This is a genomic window from Zarconia navalis LEGE 11467 (assembly GCF_015207075.1).
In the GTDB taxonomy this organism is placed as follows: domain Bacteria; phylum Cyanobacteriota; class Cyanobacteriia; order Cyanobacteriales; family Geitlerinemataceae; genus Zarconia; species Zarconia navalis.
The window spans coordinates 1-22,236 of record NZ_JADEXN010000004.1 but is presented as its reverse complement, the minus strand read 5'-3'; the positions used below and the strand labels follow the sequence as shown (position 1 = coordinate 22,236).

Annotated in this window: 22 protein-coding genes; 13 read left to right on the top strand and 9 right to left on the bottom strand. The window is 49.2% G+C overall.

Going from position 1 to position 22,236, the window contains the following annotated elements; genetic code table 11:
* Nucleotides 1-38: 38 nt before the first annotated feature.
* Both IQ235_RS00540 and IQ235_RS00535 read left to right on the top strand, forming a co-directional pair.
* Nucleotides 39-2,375, top strand: coding sequence for a CHASE2 domain-containing protein (locus IQ235_RS00540; protein ID WP_264319546.1), 2,337 nt, complete (start codon nt 39-41; stop codon nt 2,373-2,375).
* Between the two features lie 286 nt (nt 2,376-2,661).
* The gene (locus IQ235_RS00535) at nt 2,662-2,973 is read left to right on the top strand and encodes a hypothetical protein (protein WP_264319545.1); all 312 of its coding nucleotides are present in this window, start codon (nt 2,662-2,664) and stop codon (nt 2,971-2,973) included.
* Nucleotides 2,974-3,155: 182 nt separating this feature from the next.
* Here the strand turns inward: IQ235_RS00535 and IQ235_RS00530 are convergent, their stop codons facing one another.
* Nucleotides 3,156-3,545: a Mo-dependent nitrogenase C-terminal domain-containing protein gene (locus IQ235_RS00530; protein ID WP_264319544.1), complete on the bottom strand. Its 390-nt coding sequence runs from the start codon at nt 3,543-3,545 to the stop codon at nt 3,156-3,158.
* 594 nt (nt 3,546-4,139) lie between these two features.
* On the bottom strand, nt 4,140-5,045 hold the full coding sequence (locus IQ235_RS00525) for a hypothetical protein (RefSeq protein ID WP_264319543.1): 906 nt from the start codon (nt 5,043-5,045) through the stop codon (nt 4,140-4,142).
* Between the two features lie 297 nt (nt 5,046-5,342).
* On the opposite strand from IQ235_RS00525, the gene IQ235_RS00520 reads away from it, so the two are divergent.
* The 5 genes from IQ235_RS00520 to IQ235_RS00500 all read left to right on the top strand — a co-directional run bounded on the left by IQ235_RS00520 (nt 5,343) and on the right by IQ235_RS00500 (nt 10,991).
* Entirely contained in the window at nt 5,343-5,945 is a 603-nt protein-coding gene (locus tag IQ235_RS00520) for a TerD family protein (RefSeq protein ID WP_264319542.1), read from the top strand.
* A 254-nt stretch (nt 5,946-6,199) separates the two neighbouring features.
* Nucleotides 6,200-6,775 carry a TerD family protein gene (locus IQ235_RS00515; RefSeq protein WP_264319541.1) on the top strand — a complete coding sequence of 192 codons (576 nt, stop codon included), beginning with the start codon at nt 6,200-6,202 and terminating at the stop codon, nt 6,773-6,775.
* 243 nt (nt 6,776-7,018) lie between these two features.
* Nucleotides 7,019-8,170 carry an ATP-grasp domain-containing protein gene (locus tag IQ235_RS00510; protein ID WP_264319540.1) on the top strand — a complete coding sequence of 384 codons (1,152 nt, stop codon included), beginning with the start codon at nt 7,019-7,021 and terminating at the stop codon, nt 8,168-8,170.
* A gap of 102 nt (nt 8,171-8,272) precedes the next feature.
* Nucleotides 8,273-9,184 (top strand): succinate--CoA ligase subunit alpha, encoded by a 912-nt coding sequence (locus tag IQ235_RS00505; protein ID WP_264319556.1) that lies wholly within the window; start codon nt 8,273-8,275, stop codon nt 9,182-9,184.
* A 196-nt stretch (nt 9,185-9,380) separates the two neighbouring features.
* A complete protein-coding gene (locus tag IQ235_RS00500; RefSeq protein WP_264319539.1) occupies nt 9,381-10,991 on the top strand; it encodes a putative glycosyltransferase family protein in 1,611 nt (536 codons plus the stop codon).
* Here the strand turns inward: IQ235_RS00500 and IQ235_RS00495 are convergent.
* A complete protein-coding gene (locus IQ235_RS00495; protein WP_264319538.1) occupies nt 10,939-11,166 on the bottom strand; it encodes a hypothetical protein in 228 nt (75 codons plus the stop codon). The two genes, IQ235_RS00500 and IQ235_RS00495, sit on opposite strands and share 53 nt — an antisense overlap.
* Before the next feature lie 121 nt (nt 11,167-11,287).
* Here IQ235_RS00495 and IQ235_RS00490 point away from each other — a divergent pair, with 121 nt between their 5' ends.
* Nucleotides 11,288-11,881, top strand: coding sequence for a PAP/fibrillin family protein (locus IQ235_RS00490; protein WP_264319537.1), 594 nt, complete (start codon nt 11,288-11,290; stop codon nt 11,879-11,881).
* 15 nt (nt 11,882-11,896) lie between these two features.
* On the opposite strand, the gene IQ235_RS00485 is transcribed toward IQ235_RS00490, so the two are convergent.
* Entirely contained in the window at nt 11,897-12,268 is a 372-nt protein-coding gene (locus IQ235_RS00485; RefSeq protein WP_264319536.1) for a hypothetical protein, read from the bottom strand.
* Nucleotides 12,269-12,610: 342 nt separating this feature from the next.
* Here IQ235_RS00485 and rsfS point away from each other — a divergent pair, with 342 nt between their 5' ends.
* The 4 genes from rsfS to IQ235_RS00465 all read left to right on the top strand — a co-directional run bounded on the left by rsfS (nt 12,611) and on the right by IQ235_RS00465 (nt 15,160).
* Nucleotides 12,611-13,069: a ribosome silencing factor gene (gene rsfS / locus IQ235_RS00480; protein WP_264319535.1), complete on the top strand. Its 459-nt coding sequence runs from the start codon at nt 12,611-12,613 to the stop codon at nt 13,067-13,069.
* Between the two features lie 31 nt (nt 13,070-13,100).
* Entirely contained in the window at nt 13,101-13,625 is a 525-nt protein-coding gene (locus IQ235_RS00475) for a CGLD27 family protein (protein ID WP_264319534.1), read from the top strand.
* A gap of 365 nt (nt 13,626-13,990) precedes the next feature.
* Nucleotides 13,991-14,338 carry a YbaB/EbfC family nucleoid-associated protein gene (locus tag IQ235_RS00470; RefSeq protein ID WP_264319533.1) on the top strand — a complete coding sequence of 116 codons (348 nt, stop codon included), beginning with the start codon at nt 13,991-13,993 and terminating at the stop codon, nt 14,336-14,338.
* A 348-nt stretch (nt 14,339-14,686) separates the two neighbouring features.
* Complete coding sequence (locus tag IQ235_RS00465; RefSeq protein WP_264319532.1) at nt 14,687-15,160, top strand: low molecular weight protein-tyrosine-phosphatase; 474 nt, start codon at nt 14,687-14,689, stop codon at nt 15,158-15,160.
* A 44-nt stretch (nt 15,161-15,204) separates the two neighbouring features.
* Here IQ235_RS00465 and IQ235_RS00460 read toward each other — a convergent pair whose 3' ends face one another.
* The 5 genes from IQ235_RS00460 to IQ235_RS00440 all read right to left on the bottom strand — a co-directional run bounded on the left by IQ235_RS00460 (nt 15,205) and on the right by IQ235_RS00440 (nt 20,768).
* Entirely contained in the window at nt 15,205-15,897 is a 693-nt protein-coding gene (locus IQ235_RS00460; RefSeq protein WP_264319531.1) for a response regulator transcription factor, read from the bottom strand.
* Nucleotides 15,898-16,171: 274 nt separating this feature from the next.
* Complete coding sequence (locus tag IQ235_RS00455; RefSeq protein WP_264319530.1) at nt 16,172-17,758, bottom strand: glucose-6-phosphate isomerase; 1,587 nt, start codon at nt 17,756-17,758, stop codon at nt 16,172-16,174.
* Nucleotides 17,759-18,054: 296 nt separating this feature from the next.
* Nucleotides 18,055-19,593 (bottom strand): anthranilate synthase component I family protein, encoded by a 1,539-nt coding sequence (locus IQ235_RS00450; RefSeq protein ID WP_264319529.1) that lies wholly within the window; start codon nt 19,591-19,593, stop codon nt 18,055-18,057.
* A gap of 209 nt (nt 19,594-19,802) precedes the next feature.
* Nucleotides 19,803-20,231, bottom strand: a complete 429-nt coding sequence (locus IQ235_RS00445; protein ID WP_264319528.1) for a photosystem I reaction center subunit II PsaD — start codon at nt 20,229-20,231, stop codon at nt 19,803-19,805.
* Between the two features lie 294 nt (nt 20,232-20,525).
* On the bottom strand, nt 20,526-20,768 hold the full coding sequence (locus IQ235_RS00440) for a hypothetical protein (protein WP_264319527.1): 243 nt from the start codon (nt 20,766-20,768) through the stop codon (nt 20,526-20,528).
* A gap of 240 nt (nt 20,769-21,008) precedes the next feature.
* On the opposite strand from IQ235_RS00440, the gene IQ235_RS00435 reads away from it, so the two are divergent.
* Nucleotides 21,009-22,236: NACHT domain-containing protein (locus IQ235_RS00435; RefSeq protein ID WP_264319526.1), on the top strand; the 1,228-nt coding region annotated here is incomplete at its 3' end.

The following is a 22,236-nucleotide window of genomic DNA, read 5'->3' as shown; positions in this document are numbered from 1 at the left end:
CTCTCGGGCCGCTCTCTCGCAAAGGTCTATTCTCTCCTATGTGGACGAAACTCAAACAGTTCCTCTGGCAATGGCGAGGTGTGATGCTGGTCGCACCGAGTATGGCTGGGTTAGTCGTTGGGGCCCGTTTTGCCGGCTTGTTGCAAGTTCCCGAATTACGAGCCTTCGACCAGTTCGTACGCTTGCGACCCCAAGAAGAACCCGACGATCGTATTGTCATCGTCGGCATTTCCGAAGCAGATTTACAAACCTACGGCTTTCCGATTGCCGATGGAATTTTCGCTCGGGCACTCGAAAAGATCGCTGCTGGGCAGCCGCGTGCCATCGGCCTGGATATCTATCGAGATTTACCCGTTCCCCCCGCTTACGAAAATCTGATCGAAATCTTCCGCAACGACCCGAGTTTAATCGATCGAGACCCCCCCATCGAACCGGGCTACCAAAAACTAGTTGAGACTTTCCGAAATACCCCCAATCTCATCGGTATCGTCAAAGTGACTTCCGACGAAACTGGAGAAGGACGAGTTGCCGCCTCCCCAGTGTTGCAAGAACTCGGACAGCTCGGGTCGAACGATCTCCCCCGAGATACCGATGCCAAAGTTCGTCGTGGTTTCTTATACCTCACAGACCAGCAAAGCCAAGAACTCGTCTTCAGCTTAGCGTTTCGGCTGGCAATGCTCTATCTCGAAGCTCAAAACATCGAACCCGAACTAACTGACAACGAGTGGGTAAAACTTGGTGATGCGGTATTTCCTCCCTTTGAATCGAACGATGGGGGATACGTTCGAACCGATGCGGCTGGTTATCAGGTTTTAATGAACTATCGCGGCCCCCAGAAAAGTTTTACGATCGTCGAACTCAACGATATATTAGACGGCAAGATAGACCCGGAGCGATTTCGCGATCGCATTGTCCTCATTGGTTCGACAGCCCCCAGCCTCAACGACTACTTCGATACTCCCTACAGCAGTACTCTAATTGCCGCACCGGAACAAATGAGCGGTGTGGAAGTTCACGCCAACCTCACCAGTCAAATTTTAAGCGCGACCCTAGATGGGCGAACGCCGATAAAAGTCTTGCCGGAATTCTGGGAATGGTTGTTGATTTTAGCCGCTGCCACAGGGGGAGCCATTTTGAGCTGGCAGTGGCGCTATACTCAGGGTTTTACGAAAATTTTGCCCCTGGCAATTGCGATGGTGGGATGGGGGGGAATTGCCTATCTCGTTTTTCTCAACGGTTGGTGGATTCCCGTAATTCCCCCCATTTTAGCGGTGGTTCTCTCCTCTGTGACCATTACCGTTTATGTTGCTCTAACCGCCGCGAATATCCGTCAAGCCTTCAGTCGCTATCTCACCGACGAAGTGGTCGCAAACCTCCTCGAAACCCCTGAAGGATTGGAGATGGGGGGCGAGTTACGTACGATTACGATTCTCACCTCGGACTTGAGGGGATTTACCTCTCTTTCAGAACGACTATCCGCTCAAGAAGGACCTCAAAAAGTGGTGTCCATTCTCAATATCTACCTAGAAGCGATGGCCGAGACGATTACGTCTTACCAAGGAACCATCGATGAATTTATGGGGGATGGAATTCTGGTGCTGTTCGGCGCTCCTACCCAGCGAGAGGACGATCCCGAACGAGCAGTTGCCTGCGCTGTAGCGATGCAGTTGGCGATGAAGGGGGTGAACCAACAGATAGCCGAGTTGGGGCTACCGGACTTGGAAATGGGGATTGGGATCAATACCGGCGAAGTTGTGGTGGGGAATATCGGTTCCCAAAAACGGACTAAGTACGGCGTGGTGGGTTCTCAGGTCAATCTCACCTATCGGATCGAATCCTACACCATCGGGGGACAAATTCTGATTTCCCAATCGACTCTCGATCGGGTTCGAGATATCACCCATACGAATGGGGAGCAACAAGTGTCTCCCAAAGGGGTTAAAGAACCGATTACCATTTATTCAGTTTCCGGCATCGATGGAAACTACAATTTGGCATTGAGTCAGGAAAAAGAAACGTTTGTAGTTTTGAGGGAAACAGTCCCTTTGGAATATCGAATTCTAGAGGGCAAACATATTAGCGAAACAGCTTTTGAGGGAAGGTTGATCGAACTTTCCGATCGTAGTGCCAAGGTGCGCTTCGATCGAAGTGTTCGCCTTTTACTCAATCTCAAACTCAGATTACGATCGAGGGACGGACAAGAGAAATCCGGTAGTGAATTTTATGCCAAAGTTGTGAAAAAATCGGGCGAACAGGATACAGATTTTCTGATTCGCCTCACTTCGGTTCCTCCGGATGTAAAAGATATATTCGATCGGCTTTACCAAGAGTCGGATTCTAGCACCTCCTCCAATATTGTTTCCCCTCGAAGCTGAAGTGATGCTCTCTCTTAAATAGATCGACATCTCGAGCCATCACCAAAAGATCGTCGATCGTGATTTTATTCTCTTTTCTGTTGCTGTTATCCGCGATCCCCATCTGCTTTTTGAGCTTTTCTCTAGATACTAAAAAATTTGGTTGAATATTTTTTAATGAAAATTATTATGACTTACCCAGCTCGGAATATTTTTAAGAAATTTAAGATTTTCTTTGGGATCGATCTAAAATTCACAGGATAGAATGGAGTAGCGATCCTAAAGATGAGTTCCAAAAAGAACTTTTATGAAAACCTCAAACTGCTTAATTTCTGCTTGTCGGTCTTGTCGGTATTACAAACCCGAGGGACGACGAGGAGGGCAGTGTCAGCTTCTGGGTGCTCCAGTACGCGGTGGCTGGAAAGCTTGTTGTCATGCATTTCCACCTTTTACACCCTCTTGGGAGCATTTTGAAGAGCTGATGACAATCGATTCAGAAGAAGCGACAATGCACGAGCGTTTGCCATTACATTCGTCGAAACCGTCTCCCACAAAAACCGTGGCTGCAAAAAGTGTAGCTTCCCTAGAAACATCAATCTCAAAAGCTTTGGTGGTGTAATTTCGGGCAAGGTTACAAGCGAAAAATTCCCAGCTTTCATTAATAACACAACTTTTGAAAATGTCAATTTTAAAATTTCAAATTGGGGTATTCTAGAAACTCAATTCATCCAAAACCCCATCGCGTTTGCTCGGGATGGGGTCTTGAGTCAATTCATCGTTTGAATGCAGTGCGAACGGGGGTTAGCAATAAGAACTAATATCCTCACCGCACTCGTCCGCCAAATAGCAAAGCGCTCGAAAACGCAAACTCACAACCTCGTCGTAGAGAGGATTCAGTTTACACAAGGGTGGAATGCGGAACAGCACTGCATCAAACCATTTAACTTCTCGTTCAAACGGACATTGAGCGGGAACCAGTTGGCAAATTCGCCGAGCCAGTTTGGGAGTGTTTGGGGTCAGTCCGTCCAACCACTTTCGTAGAGGCTGGAGTGGTGCGAAGCGCTTGAGCCATGGGACACGGAATCCCCTGGGAAATCCAATGGGTTCGGGGTGGTTGACCGGTTGAGTTTGGCGCAACCACACCCAACTTGAGACAATAACATTTTGAATGGTATCGTTCATGACGCTCATGCTTACTTTTTTCCGCTTGCATTTTGCATTGCCCGCTCGGTGAAGCATCGAGAAGAAGCGGGGCGGAGTTACCGCTTTTCGGGCTAAATCTATTCAGTCTAAAGACAGGTCTACAAACAATGGAGTGCTGTTTTGCCGCAAGATATCGAGGAATCGAAAAAGCGATTCCCGCTCGATCCGCAGCTAGAGCAGACTGCCAATTGACAACTCAATTGACAAGCCAAACAACTCCCATTTGGTGTGAGGATTTGGAGTAAAAAGGTCAAGGTGTAGAGTTCGATCGTGCTTCTGAGGTCAACTGATATTGGCTTTAACCGTGCCTGCCCTCGGAATACGCGCGTGAGGGAAGCAAGCAAGATAGAGCGATCGCAAACTACGTAAAGGTTCGGCAAGACTTGGGCCGAGAGAATGAGGCTAAAGCTTCATCTGCTAGCTATACTCTAGGTTCTGTTGTTTTCTTACAACAGTTCGACTGAGAATTCAGGATAAATGTTTCCCATCATCAAACAACATGCACGTGTCCAAACGCGCGCTCGACGAACTGCCTCTCTCCATTATGACATCAGAATAAGCAATATAATTGATAAGCTCTACTTATTTTTCTCGTTGGGACTGGTGAAGGATTTGTTGGCTGCGAGTATGACGGCTAGAGGGTCGAATCGATGACTGAGTTGGACGATGGGTGACGGTTCTTTGTAAGGAGGTCGTTCCAGAAGCCGCGTGATTTTCGCGAATCATTTGAATCATACGCGGCAGTAAGCGCCGAACCATCGCCTGCTGTTTGCGGCGCACGGGGACTAATCCTTTATCGAGCTGGGAAATTTGACTTTGGATGCGAGCGACGCGCTCGTTAAGGTGCTGCCACTTTGCTACTTCTAAAGGAGTTATCTGTTGGGCGAGTACCTGTAACTGTCCCCGTAGCCGATCGATTTCGGTCTCCACTTGCCACGCTTCTTCGGAAGGCTCTGACAATCGATCGAGGCGATCGTAGAGTTGATGGAGTTCTTTGTTCAAATGAGCCGTTAAATCTTGCTTTCGCACTGCCTGTTTTTGCCAATCGCCTAAGTCAGCCCGCAACTGAGCCATCGAATCCTCTAGACGCTCCAATTGTTCGGGCTTAAACTTCACCCGCACTTGCTGCTTGAGAGCTTCAATTTGACCGGTCATCGTCTGATTCGACTGCTCGAGTCCGGCAAGCTTTTGGCTCATGGCGTTGAAATCGAGGGGATCGGGAAATGTTGCCAGAGTATCGTGGATTTGGGCAATTTCTCCTCGTTGCTGTTGCTCGAATTGTTGTTGCCATCGCTTGCGATTTGCCCAATTTAAAGAAGCCGTTAAGGTTAAAGGCAAACCTAAAGCTAGCAGTTCTTTGGAGAGAACGGCGGCTCCCAAGCCCAGCCAGGAACTGATAACGGCAGCGCGTTCCGTCTTTTCTAACCAGTGGGATTTGTGAGAATTGCCCATTACTGTTTCCAAGGGTAAAGGTTTGGCTTTTTGCATCGCGGCTCGATCTCGGGCTAATGTTCGATCGTTGCAGATCGAACATTAGCCGATTTAACACTTTGGGCTAAACGCGAGACGAGAATTCTGGGTTCATCGATCTAGATTTAACTCAATGCACTTTGCAGTCTTGATTTTCTATAATGTTAGTTATGACGGCAGCATTTAGTCAGGGAAAAAACGCTAAATTACTGTCTGTCCACAGCTCGGTCAACTGACAAAAGACGGTTTACATTGTATCTCGGTTTGTTGTTACTGTCACCTAGCATACGAGCGAGGGAACTCAAACAAAAAATTATGGCGATTAACCTTCAAAAAGGACAACGGATCTCTCTGGCAAAAGAAGCACCGGGCTTGAGTCGGTTGATGTGCGGATTGGGTTGGGATGTTGCGGGAGATCGATACTGGGGACTTGGAAGAGTTTTTGGCAACGAAGTAGATTTCGATCTCGATGCATCAATTTTTTGTCTGAATGCTGAGGGTCGAGTTCCTGGCTGGGCAGATATTATCTACTATGGAAACTTACGCCATCCTTCAGGGGCGATCGTCCATGGTGGAGATAATCTAACAGGGGAAGGTAAGGGAGATGACGAACAGATTTTTATCGATTTATCCAAAATTCCCCAAGAAATCGTACGGCTGACAATTACAGTTAATATTTACGACTGTCGCGCTCGCTCTCAAGACTTCCAACAGGTCAAAAATGCCTTTGTTCGCTTGGTCGATTTTCAGACGAAAAAAGAGTTAGCACGCTACAATCTTTCGGGAGAAGCGTATAGCGGAATGACAGGCATGATGATGGCTCAAATTTACCGTTCTCCTTCGGGATGGCAGCTCGAAGCAATGGGGAAAGGTCTTCAAGTTGATGGATTAGATGCTATTTCTCGAACTTTTGGTTAAAAATTGTGAGATTTATTCGATCGAGTCTCTTCTTTGATTCAATAATTTTAAACATTAGATCGAGAGAAAATGACAAGTAAAAAAGTGTCGTTCATAGGCATATTTTGAGATTTTACCATTTTAAAAAAATGAGATTTATAAGATGAGATCGACTAGCAAGATCGGTTAACAGAGCGTAAATCAAATCAGTATTCCTTACGGTTAAAAATTAAGATAAAATAAAAATTGATATAATTACTATCTTGACTTAAAAAATGTCTATTCGGCTAAATAAAGGCGGTAAAATCGATCTCAATAAAGCAACGCCAAGCTTAAGATATGTTGGCATTGGTTTGGGATGGGATATCAATGAAAATCAAGGCTCTAATTTTGAATTCGATCTCGATGCTTCAGTCTTTATGCTAGGAGCCAATCGAAAAATTCCCAACGAGCAATTTTTTATTTTTTATAATAATCTCAAATCTCCCGACGGTGCGATCGAACATTTTGGCGACAATCGGACTGGAGTTGGGGGTGGCGATGACGAAACCATCGAAATCGACTTGAAAAAAGTTTCCCCGCAGATTGAAGAAATTCTATTTGTGGTCACGATTCACGATAGCCAAACCCGAAACCAAAATTTCAGACAGGTGCAAAACTCCTTTATTCGCCTCTATGATGCCACCACGGAAAAAGAGGTGATGAAATATGAGTTGGACGAAGTCTTTTCTCAAGAAACTGCCATCGAGTTCGGTCGATTGTACCAGCATAATCGCCAGTGGCAGTTCCAAGCGATCGGTCAAGGGTATACTGACGGACTTCAAGGCTTTGTCAACCGATATGCATCTTGATAGTGGGAACTCTGAAGCTGACTTTCTTTGGGTTCAGGTGAACGAACTCCGCATTGGTACGCTGTAGAACGACCTCTGATGATGGAGACATCCGCAAAAATACAGAGAAACATAGACCTGAAGGGGCTTCTTCGGGTCTATGTTTCTCCGAAAAAATACTTAAAATGTAGCCTCTACCGCTTTGTAGGGATACGGATCGGGCTATGGTGGAGGGTGTTCTATCTTTGATAATATGGTGTGTCGATGGATTTGCTAGAGTATCAAGCTAAAGAACTCTTCGACGAAGTGGGCATTCCCGTATTGCCCTCCCAAAAAATTAGCGATCTCCAAGATTTAAAGGAATTAAGGATTCCCTACCCCGTCGTCCTCAAATCTCAAGTCCCCGTGGGAGAGCGCAAGCAAGCGGGAGGAATTCGATTTGCCAGCAATACCATCGATGCCGTCGCCGCTGCCCGAGCGATATTGCACTGCTCGATTCAGGGATATTCCCCCAAGGTGGTTTTGGCTGAAGCCCAGTACGATCGCGATCGAGAATTTTATCTGGCAGTCGTCCTCGATCGCAACGCTCGTCGCCCCGTATTGCTCGGTTCTATCCATGGGGGAAGTCGCACCGACCTCACGGCAGAATCCATCGAACAGGTCATCGTCCGCCATCAGTTTTCGCCTTTCTACGCCAGACAACTCGCCATCAAGATGGGACTGACGGGAGAAACCATGGCCTCGGTGAGTACCACGCTCGAAAAAATGTATCGTTTGTTTGCCCGGTACGATTTAGATTTAGTCGAAATTAATCCTCTCGGCATTCGATCGAATGGCGAAGTCATGGCTCTCGATGGTAAAGTCTCCGTCAACGAGCGAGCATTAGGTCGTCACCCCGATTTAGCCAAACGCCTTAGCGATTGTAGTCGCCAGAGAGAAATTCATCCAACCGCCGACAATGTGGGAGACTTAGAAACGATCGAACGGGACGGAAACATTGCCATCGTATCCAACGGGACGGGTTTGACTTTAGCGACGCTCGATACTCTCTATCAAGCAGGAGGTCGCCCCGCCAGCTTTCTGAATATTGGGGGAGATGCGGCCACTCGCACCACCCCCGAAATGTTGTGCGATCGTCTAGAACGCAGTCTGGAGCGGGTCACTCAACACCCGAACGTCGAAGTCGTTCTCGTCAATCTGCTCGGGAATGGCATTTCTCGAGATCGCCTCAGTCAAGCAATTTCTAACTACATCGCTGGCCGATCTCCATCGAGTCGCCCGCCCCATCTAGTGGTTCGCGCTGTGGGTGGCCAAACTGAAGAAGTCGCCACCGGTGTAACTTCCCATCATGTCTCTTTCGTTCGTACTTTAGATGATGCCGTCCTACGAGCCGTGTCGGTTCTCGCCCGAGTCTAGCTCTTTTAGATTCACCCAGATTTGAGAGACATAACATTTTCGCGTCCCCAATCAATCAGAAATTTTTCATCCTGCTACAAGATGTGAGTTGTCACATTCATGATGAGCTTTACCCCAAAAACGACTGTTTTAGTGCAAGGAATCGCCGAACCGCTGGGTTCTACCCATGCCGCGTTGATGAAAGACTACGGCACTCGCGTTGTTGCCGGGGTCAGTCCGGGTCTGGGCGGGCAAACCCTACACGATATTCCCGTGTTTGACTTGGTCGAACAAGCTCGCCATCAGGTGGGAACCATCGATATTGCCACGATCTGCGTCCATCCCTATCAAGCCCTTGATGCAGCCCTCGAAGCAATTGCTGCGGGAATTCGTCAACTGATTATTCTCACCGAGGGGATGCCTCCCCTGGATATGGTGCGGTTGCTACGCAAAGCTGAATATACAGAAACCTTAGTGGTCGGGCCGAGCTGTCCGGGGATTATCGTTCCAGGAAAAATCTTGCTCGGAACCCACCCCGCTGAATTTTATACCCCTGGTTCTGTGGGATTGCTCGGTCGTAGCGGAACGCTGACCTACGAAATTGCCCTGACCCTGACGAAAGCGGGTTTGGGTCAGTCCATTGGGGTTGGAATTGGCAGCGATGCGATCGTGGGATCGTCTTTTCTCCAATGGTTGCAAATTTTGGATGAGGACGAGAACACCGATGCGATCGTCTTGGTGGGAGAAACGGGGGGTGAAGGGGAAGAAGCCGCCGCCGATTATATCCGAGAAGCGATCGACACGCCGGTTGTCGTGTACGTCGCCGGTCGCTATGCCCCCAAACACCGACTGTTCGGTCATACAGAAATTCTCCTGGCCTCGCGACCGAACGGGCGATCGACCGGTTCTGCGACCACCACGAGTACGGGAACGGCGCAGCGTAAAGTCGAAGCTTTCATCCAAGCTAAAATCCCCGTGGCCGATCGTCCGTCCGAGATTCCCCGGTTGATTAAAAAAGCGTTGGGGAAACGATAGAGAAGAACAACGCATCAAAATCGCCCTCATAATTTACGGTCTAAAATTTGTCAGACAGCAAAGGCTCTTTCCATCCAAGAATTGGAATGCTTTTGTCTTAGAATTTCTCATCCTCGCGAGGACGACACGATCTAATCTGCGCCGAATCTCAATGCGAATTGCTATAAGTGATAAGTCAGAAACATGAAATAAGATTGTGATTCAACAGAACGATCGAACAATTCCTCTCGGTTTTTGGCTCTTGGGGGTGGTTCTCGTGATTTACGTTGCCCTATGTACGGGCTATCGGGACAATCATTGGTCAACCGATGCATGGGAACACCATCGGGTCTTGAAGACCCTGACCGAGCAGCTATGGAATCCCGGTAATCCAACTTATGCAACCGATGCTCCTTCCGCGCGGTACTCGCCTTATGCAATTGGGTGGGCTTCTTTAAGTCGGATAACGGGGCTAGATCCGTACCAGACCCTGAGTTTGGCGGCGATCGTGAATACGATCCTGCTGATTACCGGTGTGGCTGCTTTACTCAAAAGCTTTGGTGAAGCCCCTTCCGCTTTGGCGGGACTGATCGTGATGTTGGGATTGTACGGCGGCGCACCTGGGCATTCCAACTCTTACGCACTGAGCGACTTGCCTTGGCATCAGGTTAACCCTTCTGCGTTTAGCTTTGCGATTACTCTATTTGTTTGGGCGTTGTTCGGGCGTTTCGGACGCAAGGGCTGGAGAGATTTTTCCCTTCCTTTAATGGTGGTGCTTTGTGCGATCGCGTTGCTCGATCACCCCCTGACGGGAGTGCTGACACAATTCGGAATTTGCCTCTTCGCGATTGCAGCCAAACCCCCTAACCGCCGCCGACTCATAGGTGGTGTATTTTGTCTTTGGGTGGGGGTCGCCCTTCTTTGCAGCCTCTGGCCTTGGTTCAGCTTTATCCAAGCCGCGACCACCAAGCTTCCCTTTTCAATTAATTTAGGTGTCAGCCATAAAATGCTGACTCAATGGTGCGTACCAGCGGTCGCTTGTGGGCTGTTTGCCTTCACGTATCGGGAACGAAAGATGGTACGCCTATTTTTGCTGGGGGGTTATGTCATTTATTTTGCCGGACTGTTGGTTTTTATCTTGCCACCATCAATGCCCGGAACCAGCCTTCTCTACCGGATACCCTTGAGTGGTTTGATTTTTTTTCACCTCGCCCTTGGCGTGTTTATCTACAGAACGGGTCTGCTGGAGTTGAGAACCTGGCCCAGACGCTTGAAGACCCTAGTTGCGGGCGGTCGCCCGCAAGTTCCCCAGGCGGCGATCGAAGTTACGATGGCGATCGTATTGGGGTATTTCCTCCTGCCTCAGTTTTATACAGTGCTCGAAGAACCCCATCTTGCCCGAGCCTATATCGCGCCGCTGTTGGGCAAGGAAAATAAGCAAATCGATCTCAAATCGCGTTTTGATGCCCTCCTCGAACCTGTCGGCCGGCGTGATGTCGTTTTGTCCGATCCACAAACGATGTGGCCGATACCGTCGTCGCGCGGACGTATCGTTTACGCAATTCATCCAGAACTCTTCGTGCCAGATCGGGGGGAGAAATACCTGGATGTGGAGACATTTTTTAGCATCGAGACTTCAGATACCCAACGGATCGAGTTGCTGGAGAAGCACTCTGTCCGATGGTTGGTTTTGAACCGGAACCAGCTTGATGAGTCTGTGTTTGCGACTTTGCTAGTCGAATCGGCGATCGTACGTCGGGATAACGATTTCATACTCATGGACGCGGTAACTTGGCGGGAGGCAAAATTGCCTGACGATCGGAAATAGAGAACTGTGGTGGCAGCGATCGAGGGGCGAAAAAATAGTCGGGAATGAGGATGTAATCACCCGTGTCGTGGGAGATCGAAAAACCGAACTCCAACCCCTCAATCGGTAGGAAGATACGGGGTTGGGGGTCTACCCATGAAATCGGGTACGCGATCGAATCCTCGATCCCAACCACGAGCTTTAATTGAGTGAATGACCGATGGGGAAAAGGGATGACGACAAGCTAGAGGAATCTACGATATCTTAAAAGGAGTCGATCGAACCTATTTTTTCAAACGATTGACGAGGACTAAACAATGCTCGTTAAAGGCGATCTTCTTCAGGCAATAGCTAGCAAAAATATTGGTATTTCAGCCACAAAAATAGAAAAACAGGCGATCGCGAGCTTAGTGGCGCGCCTGGAAGGATATAATCCCAATCCCAACCCCCTCGAAGTTCCTCATCTACTCGATGGCAATTGGCGCTTGCTGTACACCACAAGTCGAGAACTTTTAGGACTCAATAATATTCCCTTAGCGAAACTCGGAAATATCTATCAGTGCGTGCGAATCAAAAATGCTAAAATATACAATATTGCCGAGCTTTCAGGATTGCCGTATTTAGCGGCAATATTGAGTGTCTGCGCTCGTTTCGAGCCTCAAAATTCCCAGCGAGTTAACGTTAAATTCGAGCGAGCAATTTCAGGATTTCAGAATATTTTGGGTTACCAGTCTCCAGAACAATTTATCGATCGCATCGAATCGGGAAAAAATTATCGATTTGGGGCGATCGATTTTCTCATCCCCGACGGCAACCAACAAGGATGGCTGGACATTACCTACCTAGATGATAATTTACGCATCGGACGGGGAAATGAGGGCAGTATCTTTATTTTGGATAAAGTGAGCTAATAGAAGATCGTTGATTTAATTTGAGCTGGAATTGGGTTGGGGATTTGAGGCTCCGGGATTTTCGTAGAAAATATAGCTCGTTGAATAATCGCTAAACTCGAAATACACCCGTTTTTCACCCGAGTCCACTTGATAGTTTAGATTTCGATCCAAATACCCGTAACCGTATCGATAAGGGCGGGGGGTAACGCGATCGCTCGTTCCATAGGCTGTAGATAGCTTGTCAATTTTAATAAACCGATTGGTGAGTTTGTCTCCGGCGTAAATCTCCAAAACTCCATCGGTTCCCGTCCAGTTCTGAATCTGCCTTCCCACTTGATCTTGGGCTTCTTGAGTACAGCCACAAATGCCAAAGGTAAATAATAGAGCAAAAATTGTTTTTTTCACCAAACTAACTCCAAAATCAAAAATTTAAACAAAACTTTAAGTTAAAGACCTAAATACTCTTTTGTTTTTAAAGTACCATTTCCTTGTCAATAAATTAAAAACCCAGTTAGACTCTCGCACGACCGATGGAGATCGAAGCAGGGGAGCATTCGCGAACCTGACTTCTGGGGTACAGAGAATTGTAACGACCGCCTGCATTTCTAGCTCGAATTTGCTAGTATAGATCGAATAAATAGAGAAACCCAAGTGCCCGAAAAATTGTGGCATTATTGCAAGCATGGGTCGCGATCTCTTGAGACATAGTGAAATTTTGCAACATGAAAGTAGAGTTTTGAGAATTTAATGACAAATTCTTCGATCGTTCAATCTTCTTCTAGCTCAAATTCCGAGCATCGGGGTATCATCGAACCGAGCAGCCGAGATCTGGTCATGGCGATCGCAAGTGCTGCAGACGATCGCAAAGCTGAAGATATCGTCATCTTGCACGTGGAAGGCGTATCTTATCTGGCTGACTACTTCACCATCGTCACTGGCTTCTCCAAAGCCCAGGTACGGGCTATTGCCGAATCCATTCGCGGTCGCCTCGAAACGGAGTTCGATCGTTCCTGTCCGCGTATCGAAGGACAATCTGATGGGACTTGGATACTGCTCGACTACGGGGATGCGATCGCCCATGTTATGATGCCCGAAGAGCGGGAGTTCTACAATTTAGAAGCCTTTTGGGGACACGCCGAACGGATAGAATATCCCGGATCTGCCCCAGAAAATCAACCCTCGCCCAACCCTTTTTCGGAAAACTAACGATCGGGAAATAAAATCGGGGAACCGATACGTGAAACCCAAAATTAACAGAACCTATACCCCAATCTGTCCGGTTCCTACGGAACAGCAACCCATCGTCGAGTATCAAACCCTCAGGGAATCTTGCTTTTTCCGTTCTTGTACCGGCGAATTGCGCGACTATCTAACGATGCTTGCCTGGTTTTGGCTGCCCGGTTGGTTGTTTGTCGGGCCCGTTGTGGCGGCGAGTTTCTCCCCCGAAAAGTTTCCCATGCGGTTTTTCCTCGGCGGTGCGGCGGGGGCGAGTTTTATCGTGTTTTTGCTTGTCGTGCGACTGTATTTGGGGTGGCGGTACGTGAGCGATCGCCTGTCCGATACGACCGTTATTTACGAAGAATCGGGCTGGTACGACGGGCAATGTTGGACGAAAACCCCGGAAATTCTCACCCGAGATAGTCTGGTGGTCTCCTATGAAATTCAACCGATTCTCAACCGCTTGCAACGGACATTTTTCTGGCTGGGCATCACTTACCTTTCTGGGGGATTGGTTTGGGGAATATTGGAGATGCTCGGTTGAGTCTTCGTTCGCGCTCGACCCGCAATGATGTTTCCAAGTATTTTTTAGAATCGTAAAAGGCGATCGCATTGATTTGGCTCGTCACTCGATTGTTAGGGGCAGAAATTGGCGATTTCCTCAGAGTTCCCACAAGATATCTCCAGATGGGTATCGCCATCTCCTCCGTTGCGCTATGCTAAACCGGAGTCTTCCGGCAATACTGGGTTAAGTGCTAAGGTGAACTCTTAGAGATACCATTAGTAACCGCAAGTGCTTTAAATCAATTGCGTCCTATCGAGTGAGGCGCGAGCTTAATGAAGGTCGGCTCCTCCTATCTGGAAACTCATTCAAATATTTACACGCGAGTTAAGTAAAATCGACAGATCATGGCAAAACCAGGACAAGGATTTGGTTTCGGTTTAGGTAAAATGAAGGAACTTACCGAAGCCTTCAAAAAAGCGCAGCAAGTTCAAGAAGGTGCGAAAAAGCTTCAGGAAGATCTCGATCTACTCGAAGTGGAAGGGGAGGCCGGCGGCGGTCTGGTGAAAGTCATTCTCAGTGGAAACCAAGAACCCCGTCGCGCGGTAATTTCTCCCGATGTGTTGGGTGAAGGAGCCGATGTGGTGTCGCAATTGGTCACCGAAGCAATGCAAGACGCCTACAATAAGTCGACCACAACCATGCGGGAAAAGATGGAAGAACTGACCGGAGGCTTGAATCTACCGGGGATGTGATGGGCGATCGACCCATCGGTCGATGGAGTCAGAAAACTGATGGCGATCGCACCTCGGACTTCGGTCGACCGATCGCTATAAACATAATGCAATTTTTTGCGAACGAAGCGATCGAAGCAATCGCTTCGTTGACTAGATTCAATCTCAAATTTTCACCCTCTCAGACCTGAGAAAATACTTTTGAATGGGAAAGATAGAAAAGTATCTATTTCCCTCGTTTAAAGTCGATCGCTTGCGAGTCTCGAGAAAAGGTCGATCGATGACGATCGATCTTTTCTAGTCGTAAAGTGTGGGGCAACCGCTATTTTGTCCGGAGTTGGGATCGAAAAGTTATCTGTAACGATACTCATGGCGTATCAATTATTATTTGTCTGTCTGGGCAATATTTGCCGTTCTCCTTCGGCGGAGAATATCATGAATCACCAAATCGAAAAAGCCGGTTTGAGCGATCGCATTCACTGCGATTCGGCGGGAACGTCGAGCTATCATATCGGTAGTTCTCCCGATCGACGTATGGCGGCGGCAGCAAAAAAGCAGGGCATCGAACTCAAAGGAAGCGCGCGTCAGTTTGAGGTGGACGATTTCGAGGAATTCGATCTGATTTTAGCGATGGACCGAGAAAACTATCGAAATCTAATCGCCCTCGATCGCACCGGACAGTATGAAGATAAAGTTCGGATGATGTGCGAGTTCTGCACCCGACACGATCTCAAAGAGGTTCCCGATCCCTACTACGGCGGCCCGGCAGGATTCGATCGAGTTATCGATCTCCTCGTCGATGCTTGCGAAGGATTGCTAGAGCATACCCAAAAACAGCTATAAGCGATTGGGTATTCTGACTCCCACCTTCAAAAAAAATCGGATTGCTACTCGACCCAATGATGTTCGATGGCCAAACGAATCAATTCAGATCGATTTTTAGTATCGGTTTTACTTAATAGCTGACTGACATATTTTTCGATCGTCCGAGGACTCAGGTAAAGACGAGAGCCAATTTCAGAGTTAGATAATCCCTTCGCCAATTCTTCCAAAGTTTCCCGTTCTCGCTTCGTCAAATCCAGCTCGGGAATATTCGTTAGGGAAAGATCGGACAAGCGCTCGTCTTGGGGTAACTCCGTCGTCGAGTTTGGGGAAATGTGAAGCGGTGAAGACAAAGGCAACCCGGATGGAACGGCGGTATACATCACTAGATAGCGATCCAACAAGTTGCGTACCACCGCACCGATTTCCTCTAATTCGAACGGTTTGGGCATATACAAATCTACTCCGAGTTGATAGCCCCGAATGCGATCGGGCGTTTGATTGTGAGCGGTCAGAAAAATTACGGGGAGTAAGCGACAATCCGGACGCTGTCGAACTCTACGCACGAGTTCGAAACCATCCATCTGAGGCATGATCGCATCGGTGACTATCAGGTGAGGGTGATATTTCTCTACCAAACCCAAAGCTTCTCGACCGTTCTCGGCAACGATCGTCGAGTAGCCGCACAGTTCTAAATAGTCCCCGATCGAGATTCGGATGCCCGGATCGTCATCGACAACAAGAATGGTCAGAGGCATATTTTGACCGCCAGAGCGTCAGGAAAAACAGGGAATAGGGGTTAGGCGACCCATTTTGCATGTTGTAAGGGTTCGCTTCATTACGCTACGCAATGCGCGCGGATCGACTTTCTCCAGATAGATGGGCAACGATCGCGAAAAACTCTCGATATTTACGCCACCTGAGAACATCGAAGCATTTTTCGATCGCGCGCAATCTGTGCTACTTACCCTCTAATGATGGCTCGATCTTCGATCGTTTCCCATTCATGGGTCATACCCCAAACCCGATTTCTCAAGTCATAGACACTTCGATCGTAGCAGGTTTTCCTAGATTTCCCGTTAATGTCATCCCTCGTTGATTGGCGTGGAGGTGACGGACAATTTTATAGATGGCTTCAACATCTTCCCGACGTCCCGCTGCCTTAGCCAAATCTGCGAGCGATAGGGGTTCGCTCGCAGATTTCAAGACTTCCATCACTTGTGTCTGAAGTTCTAAGATCGCGGCGGCTGCCTTTTTCCCCGCTTCAACGCCCGGTTGGTGATAGGCATTAATATTTACCAAACTCGCATACAATCCTACCGCTCGTTCGTAAAGGGCGACCATTGCCCCTACCGTCCGGGGATTGACTTGGGGAATGGTCAGAGTCAGAGAATCTCGCTGATTTTCGTAGAGGGCAGTGCGGGTTCCTTGCAAAAATCCCGAGAGATAGTCGCCAGAAGTGGCACCGGGTTCGATCTCGGGGGAGTGACCGTTGCGATCTTCGAGGACTTCAATGAAGGTCATGAAAAAGTTCGGCACCCCCTCGCGCAATTGCTGGACGTAGGCATGTTGGTCTGTCGAGCCTTTATTTCCGTAGACCGCAATCCCTTGATTGACCACATTGCCATCGAGGTCTTTTTCTTTACCCAAAGACTCCATCACCAGTTGTTGTAGGTAGCGACTGAAGAGTAATAAGGAGTCTTTGTAGGGCAGGACAACCATATCTTTATCCCCTTTGCCATTCCCCGCATAATACCAAGCTAAGGCAAGGAGGGCGGCAGGATTGTTTTTCAGCTCCCGGACGCGAGTGGCTTCATCCATTTCCTTGGCTCCGGCAAGCATGGCGCGGATATCGATGCCCTGTAGGGCGGCGGCGGGTAAGCCCACGGCAGAGAGTTCGGAAGTGCGTCCCCCCACCCAGTCCGCCATGGGAAAGGTCGTCAGCCAACCTTCAGATTTGGCGAGGTTGTCGAGTTTGCTATCAACTCCGGTAATGGCGACGGCTTGCTTGGCAAAATCCAGACCGCGATCGACAAAGACTTTTTGCACTTCCACCATGCCGTTGCGGGTTTCGGGCGTACCGCCAGATTTAGAGATGACGAAAACTAGGGTACTCGCAAGTCGATCGCCAAGCCCGGCCAAGGTTCGATCGATACCAGCCGGATCGCTATTATCGATAAAGTGGATATCCAGAGGTGGGTTGTCGGGGGCTAAAGCTTGGGCGACAAACTGAGGACCTAAAGCCGATCCACCAATGCCGATGGAGAGAATATCGGTAAATTTTTGAGCTTTGGGGGGGTGTACCGTACCGATGCGGACTTTTTGGACGAAGGTTTCAATTTTGTCTAGGGTTTCGGTAATTTCCTTCTGGATTTCTGGGGTGGGGGCCAAATCCGGGTCGCGCAGCCAGTAGTGACCCACCATCCGATTTTCGTCGGGGTTGGCGATCGCCCCTGCTTCTAGGGCTGCCATCTCCTCAAAAGCCTTGACAAATTTAGGGTTGAGGGCTTCGACTTCGGCATCGTCAAATCCCATCCGACTGACATCGAGGTACAGTCCCAAACCCTCGTGATAGTAAAGCCAGTCTTGATAGCGTTGCCAGAGTGTCGCAGCATCCATGACAGAGTCTCCTCTGAATTGTTTTTACCTACTTGGAGTTTAGACTAATTTAACGACCCAAACCGTCAACCCCTTATCCAGATGAAAGATTCTCAACGCTCCCGTTTGGAGGGTTTTTAGTCCTGACTAGATTTTATTGACTGTACATCTAGCGTTTAGCGTCGATCGACCTCATTCGAGGACTCACCCTCGAACTCAAAAAAAGCGATACCGTATTGTTGGTTTTTTGTCAAGAATTTGCAACAACAAGCCTGTTACGTTTTCTCGATTTTTCTCAGACAGCGGGGGCGCAAGGCTCACGACGATCGCAAACACCGAATGGCTTCGAGCAAACCTCGGGCTTTATTCAAGGTTTCCTGGTACTCGGTTTCCGGTTCCGAGTCGGCGACCAATCCCGCACCGGCTTGGACGGAAACGGTATGCCCGCCGGTTTCCCCCGGACGAACCACCATCGTGCGAATGGTAATGGCACTGTTGAGCTGACCTTCAAAATCGTAGTAGCCGTATACCCCCGAATAAGGACCGCGACGGCAGGGTTCTAACTCGTTGATAATTTCCATGGCGCGAATTTTCGGCGCGCCGCTGACGGTTCCAGCGGGGAAACAGGCTTTGAGCAAATCCCAGGCAGTTTTCCCCTCCTCCAGTTTGCCGATGACGTTACTGACGATGTGCATGACGTGGGAGTAGCGTTCGACGATCGTCAGTTCGTCCACCCGCACCGATCCCTTTTCGCAAACGCGACCGAGGTCGTTGCGTCCCAAATCGACTAGCATGATATGTTCGGCCACTTCTTTGGGATCGCTAAGTAACTCAGAAGCCAGGGCCGCATCTTCCGCATCCGTTCTGCCTCGGCGGCGGGTTCCGGCGATCGGGCGGACGGTGGCGATCGTTCCGCCATCGCCGTTTCGTTCGGCTTTCACCATCACTTCCGGACTCGACCCGATGAGTTGCCAGTCGTTGAAGTTGAAGTACGCCATGTACGGGGAAGGGTTAATCAGGCTCAGGGAACGATACAGAGAAAAGGGGTCGCCAGCATACTGAGCGGAAAGTCGCTGGGAGATGACCACCTGGAAGATATCCCCGGCTTTGATATATTCTTTGGCCTTGCGGACGTTTTCGCAAAATTGTTCTTTGGGAATGTTGCTGGCGAAGGCGGACTCCTCCGCTTCCGTTTTCCCACGAACCGGTGGCGTCCATTCAAGCATCGTATCGTGACGATCGAGGGGTGATTGCAGTTTGGCCACCATTTTGGTCACCGCATCCACCGCCTTTTGGTATGCTTCGGTAACATCTACATTGGGGTCGCGCAAATCCCCGTAGGCGATCGCCCAAATTTTCCGCTTCACGCGATCGAACACGAACAGCCGATCGACCTGCATCCACAACCCATCGGGTAAATCCGAGTCTTTGTTGGGGTAGATTGGGACGCGCGGTTCGATGGGCTGAATTAATTCGTATCCCCAAAAACCGAACAAACCTCCAATTCCCGAGGGCAATTGGGGCAACTTCACCGGTTGAAACGACTTCAGACAGTTTGCCAGAATCGCGAAAGGATCGCCAGTAAACGTTTCAATTCCACCGTCGCGGTGGGTTTGAGTCGTCGTATCTCCCCGAGCGGACAAAACCCAGAGAGGATCGCAACCGAGAAAACAGTAGCGTCCCAGTCGCTCTCCCCCCTCCACCGATTCCAACAAAAAGTTATAGGGTTGACCCGCGCAAACTTTATACCAAGCCGAAACGGGAGTATCTAAATCCGCCACCCACTCTTGATAGACGGGGATGAAGTTACCTTGTGCGGCGAGGTGGGAAAACTCGGAGAAATCGGGAAAAATCATGATCGAACGTCAGGCGCGGGTTCGCAATCCCATAAAAATCGATCGATGGCGCATCTTTGTAGGAGATTTGGGAGCGGACAACGATCGCGTTAATGTTCTAGCTTATCCCGAATTTACGTTAATTGAGAGGGTCGAATCGGGGGACAAAAAAACCAACCGATTGCAAATGGGGCGATCGCGTCCCCGGTCTCTTTGTCCCCCAAGACCTTCTACGGATCGAAAGGTTCTTTGCCGCTGAACTTGATTTTGGAAGGATTGGGATTATCGCCGATCTTGCGATCGAGCGTACCCACGGCTTCCCGACCTTCGTTCACCTTCTCGGGGAAGACGCCATCCTTAGGATGCAGGTACTCCGTTTCTCCATCGGGGAAAACCCGGTAGATTTTGTAATCATCCATTTTAGGCTTGAACTTCGTCCGCAACTGAGTTCCCAGTGCCAGACACTGTTCCTTGCGTGCCAAGTAAAGCAAGTTGTCGCCCTCGTTCATGATGGCCGCGCCACCCGTGGGCATTTCAAATACCTGTTCCTTGGAACTGCTCCAAGTAATGGCGTATTTTTCTTCGACTTCGGCTTTGGTGAGCAAGCCACCGGTGCTACCACCGAATATCGGTGTTTTTCCTGTTAGTTCTTCTGCCATAGTGTTCTCACAAATGGTTTTGATGGCATCCTATCACTGAGAAAATCCCTCTCTAACCATGTTGTCAACAAATGTAACAGTTGGGAGAATTCAGAGTTCGGAATTCGGAGTTCGGAGTTCGGAATTCGGAGTTCGGAGTTCGGAATTCGGAAAGGAGATGGAGGCAGGGGAGGCAGGGGAGAGTTAATGAACGAACGAACAACTCTAATGAATAATTGGTGAGTTGTTATTCTCCCCATCATTTTCTTGTATGCGCGTCTCCCTTCCCTCTCCCTTGTCGCCTCATCTCCCCAACTAGGTGCTAGACCGGTCGCCCTGGGTTAAGGGGCGATCGGGTTTGGTTCCACCGATGGCGCGAATGAGGACGGAGAGGGCGATAATCGTCCAGAAGATGCTGTCGCCATGGGTGGGTGGTGGCGTTGTTGGCATGGCGGGAATTTCGGCGGTGGGTTGCGCGGGAGCCAGATAGATGGGTTGGGTTGGCTGGGTTTCGATCGCTTGGAATTGGTTCGTGTGAGCGTTCGTTTCAACGTTCATTTCATGTTTTAGGTAACGACTCTTTTAGGTTCGTCGAAATACCGCTAACTGTGGTCAGAGTAAGGCGTTAACCTTATGTAAGACTTATGTAAAATAGGACTTACGCGCTCGCCACCATAGATAGATATCCGATCGGGGCGAGCGCGGGGGGATTAATCCTATCGGGGTAACCACGGGGGGATTACCCCTACATCTAGAGCCGTTGCGTAAGTCCTATAAAAGTAAAACTTTCGAGGATTCATGGGACGATCGAAACGATCTCTGCGGGCTTCCAAAGAGGGCATTCAACAAGCAGAGTCGGCATTTAAGCGAACGGGATGGACGAAGGAGTTTTTGGGCGGTAGAGTGGGACGATCTCGACCTACGATTACTAATTTCTTTGCGAGAAGACCCGTCGATCGACCTATTTTTATGGAAATTTGCACGGCTTTGGATTTAGAGTGGGGTGAGATTGCCGAAATCGATACAGAAAAAGTAGAGCAATATTGCAAGATCGAAATTGATGCCTTAGTCGAGGAAATTCGGGAAAAGGTGCGCCCGATTATCGATCGAGAATGCGGGACGATGCGGGTGCTGGATATGACGCAACCCATCGGCTTGGGCAAGATTTACACCGAAGTCAATATTTTGGAGAAAATTATCGGGCGCAGGCGGTTGAATTTGGAGCAATTGCTTGAGGGTTGCAGCCTGGGGGAATTCGATCGCTTTGGGTTGAGTGGCGTAAAAGAGCAGCGCGTACCGGGATTGGAGGCGGTGGAACGGTACGGCAAATTGATGGTGTTGGGACAGCCGGGAGTGGGTAAAACCACGTTTTTGAAGTATTTGGCGATCGAGTGCAGCCGGGGGAATTTTCAAAGCGATCGGGTTGCTATCTTCGTGCCGCTGAAAAGATTTGCCGAAACCGACGGTACGCCGGGTTTGCTGGACTACATTGCCGAGGAATGGGTATCGGGGGCGAATCGGGAACGAACTGAGGCGAAATCCACTCTCGAACGTTTGCTGCAAGCTGGGCGGGGGTTAGTGCTGCTGGATGGGTTGGACGAGGTGCGCGAAGAAGATAGCGATCGCATCATCCGCGAGATTCAGGACATTGCCAACCGATTTACCCCCAGTCAATTCGTCGCCACCTGCCGGATTGCGGCGCGAGAATATACCTTCAGCCAGTTTTGCGAGGTGGAAGTTGCCGCCTTCGAGGACGAACAAATTCGGGCATTTGCTCAGCGCTGGTTCGACATCAAACAGTTAGACTTTGCAGAAGATTTCCTAGCCCAACTCAAAGCCAACCCTACAATCGAAGAACTGGCTACCAATCCCCTGCTGCTGACGCTGCTGTGCCTGGAATTCGAGGATTCTGGAGACTTTCCGGCCGATCGCGCCGAACTCTACCAACGAGCTGTGGCGACTCTGCTGCGCAAATGGGATGCCAAGCGCCGAATTCGCCGCCAGCAGGTATACAAACAACTCTCCG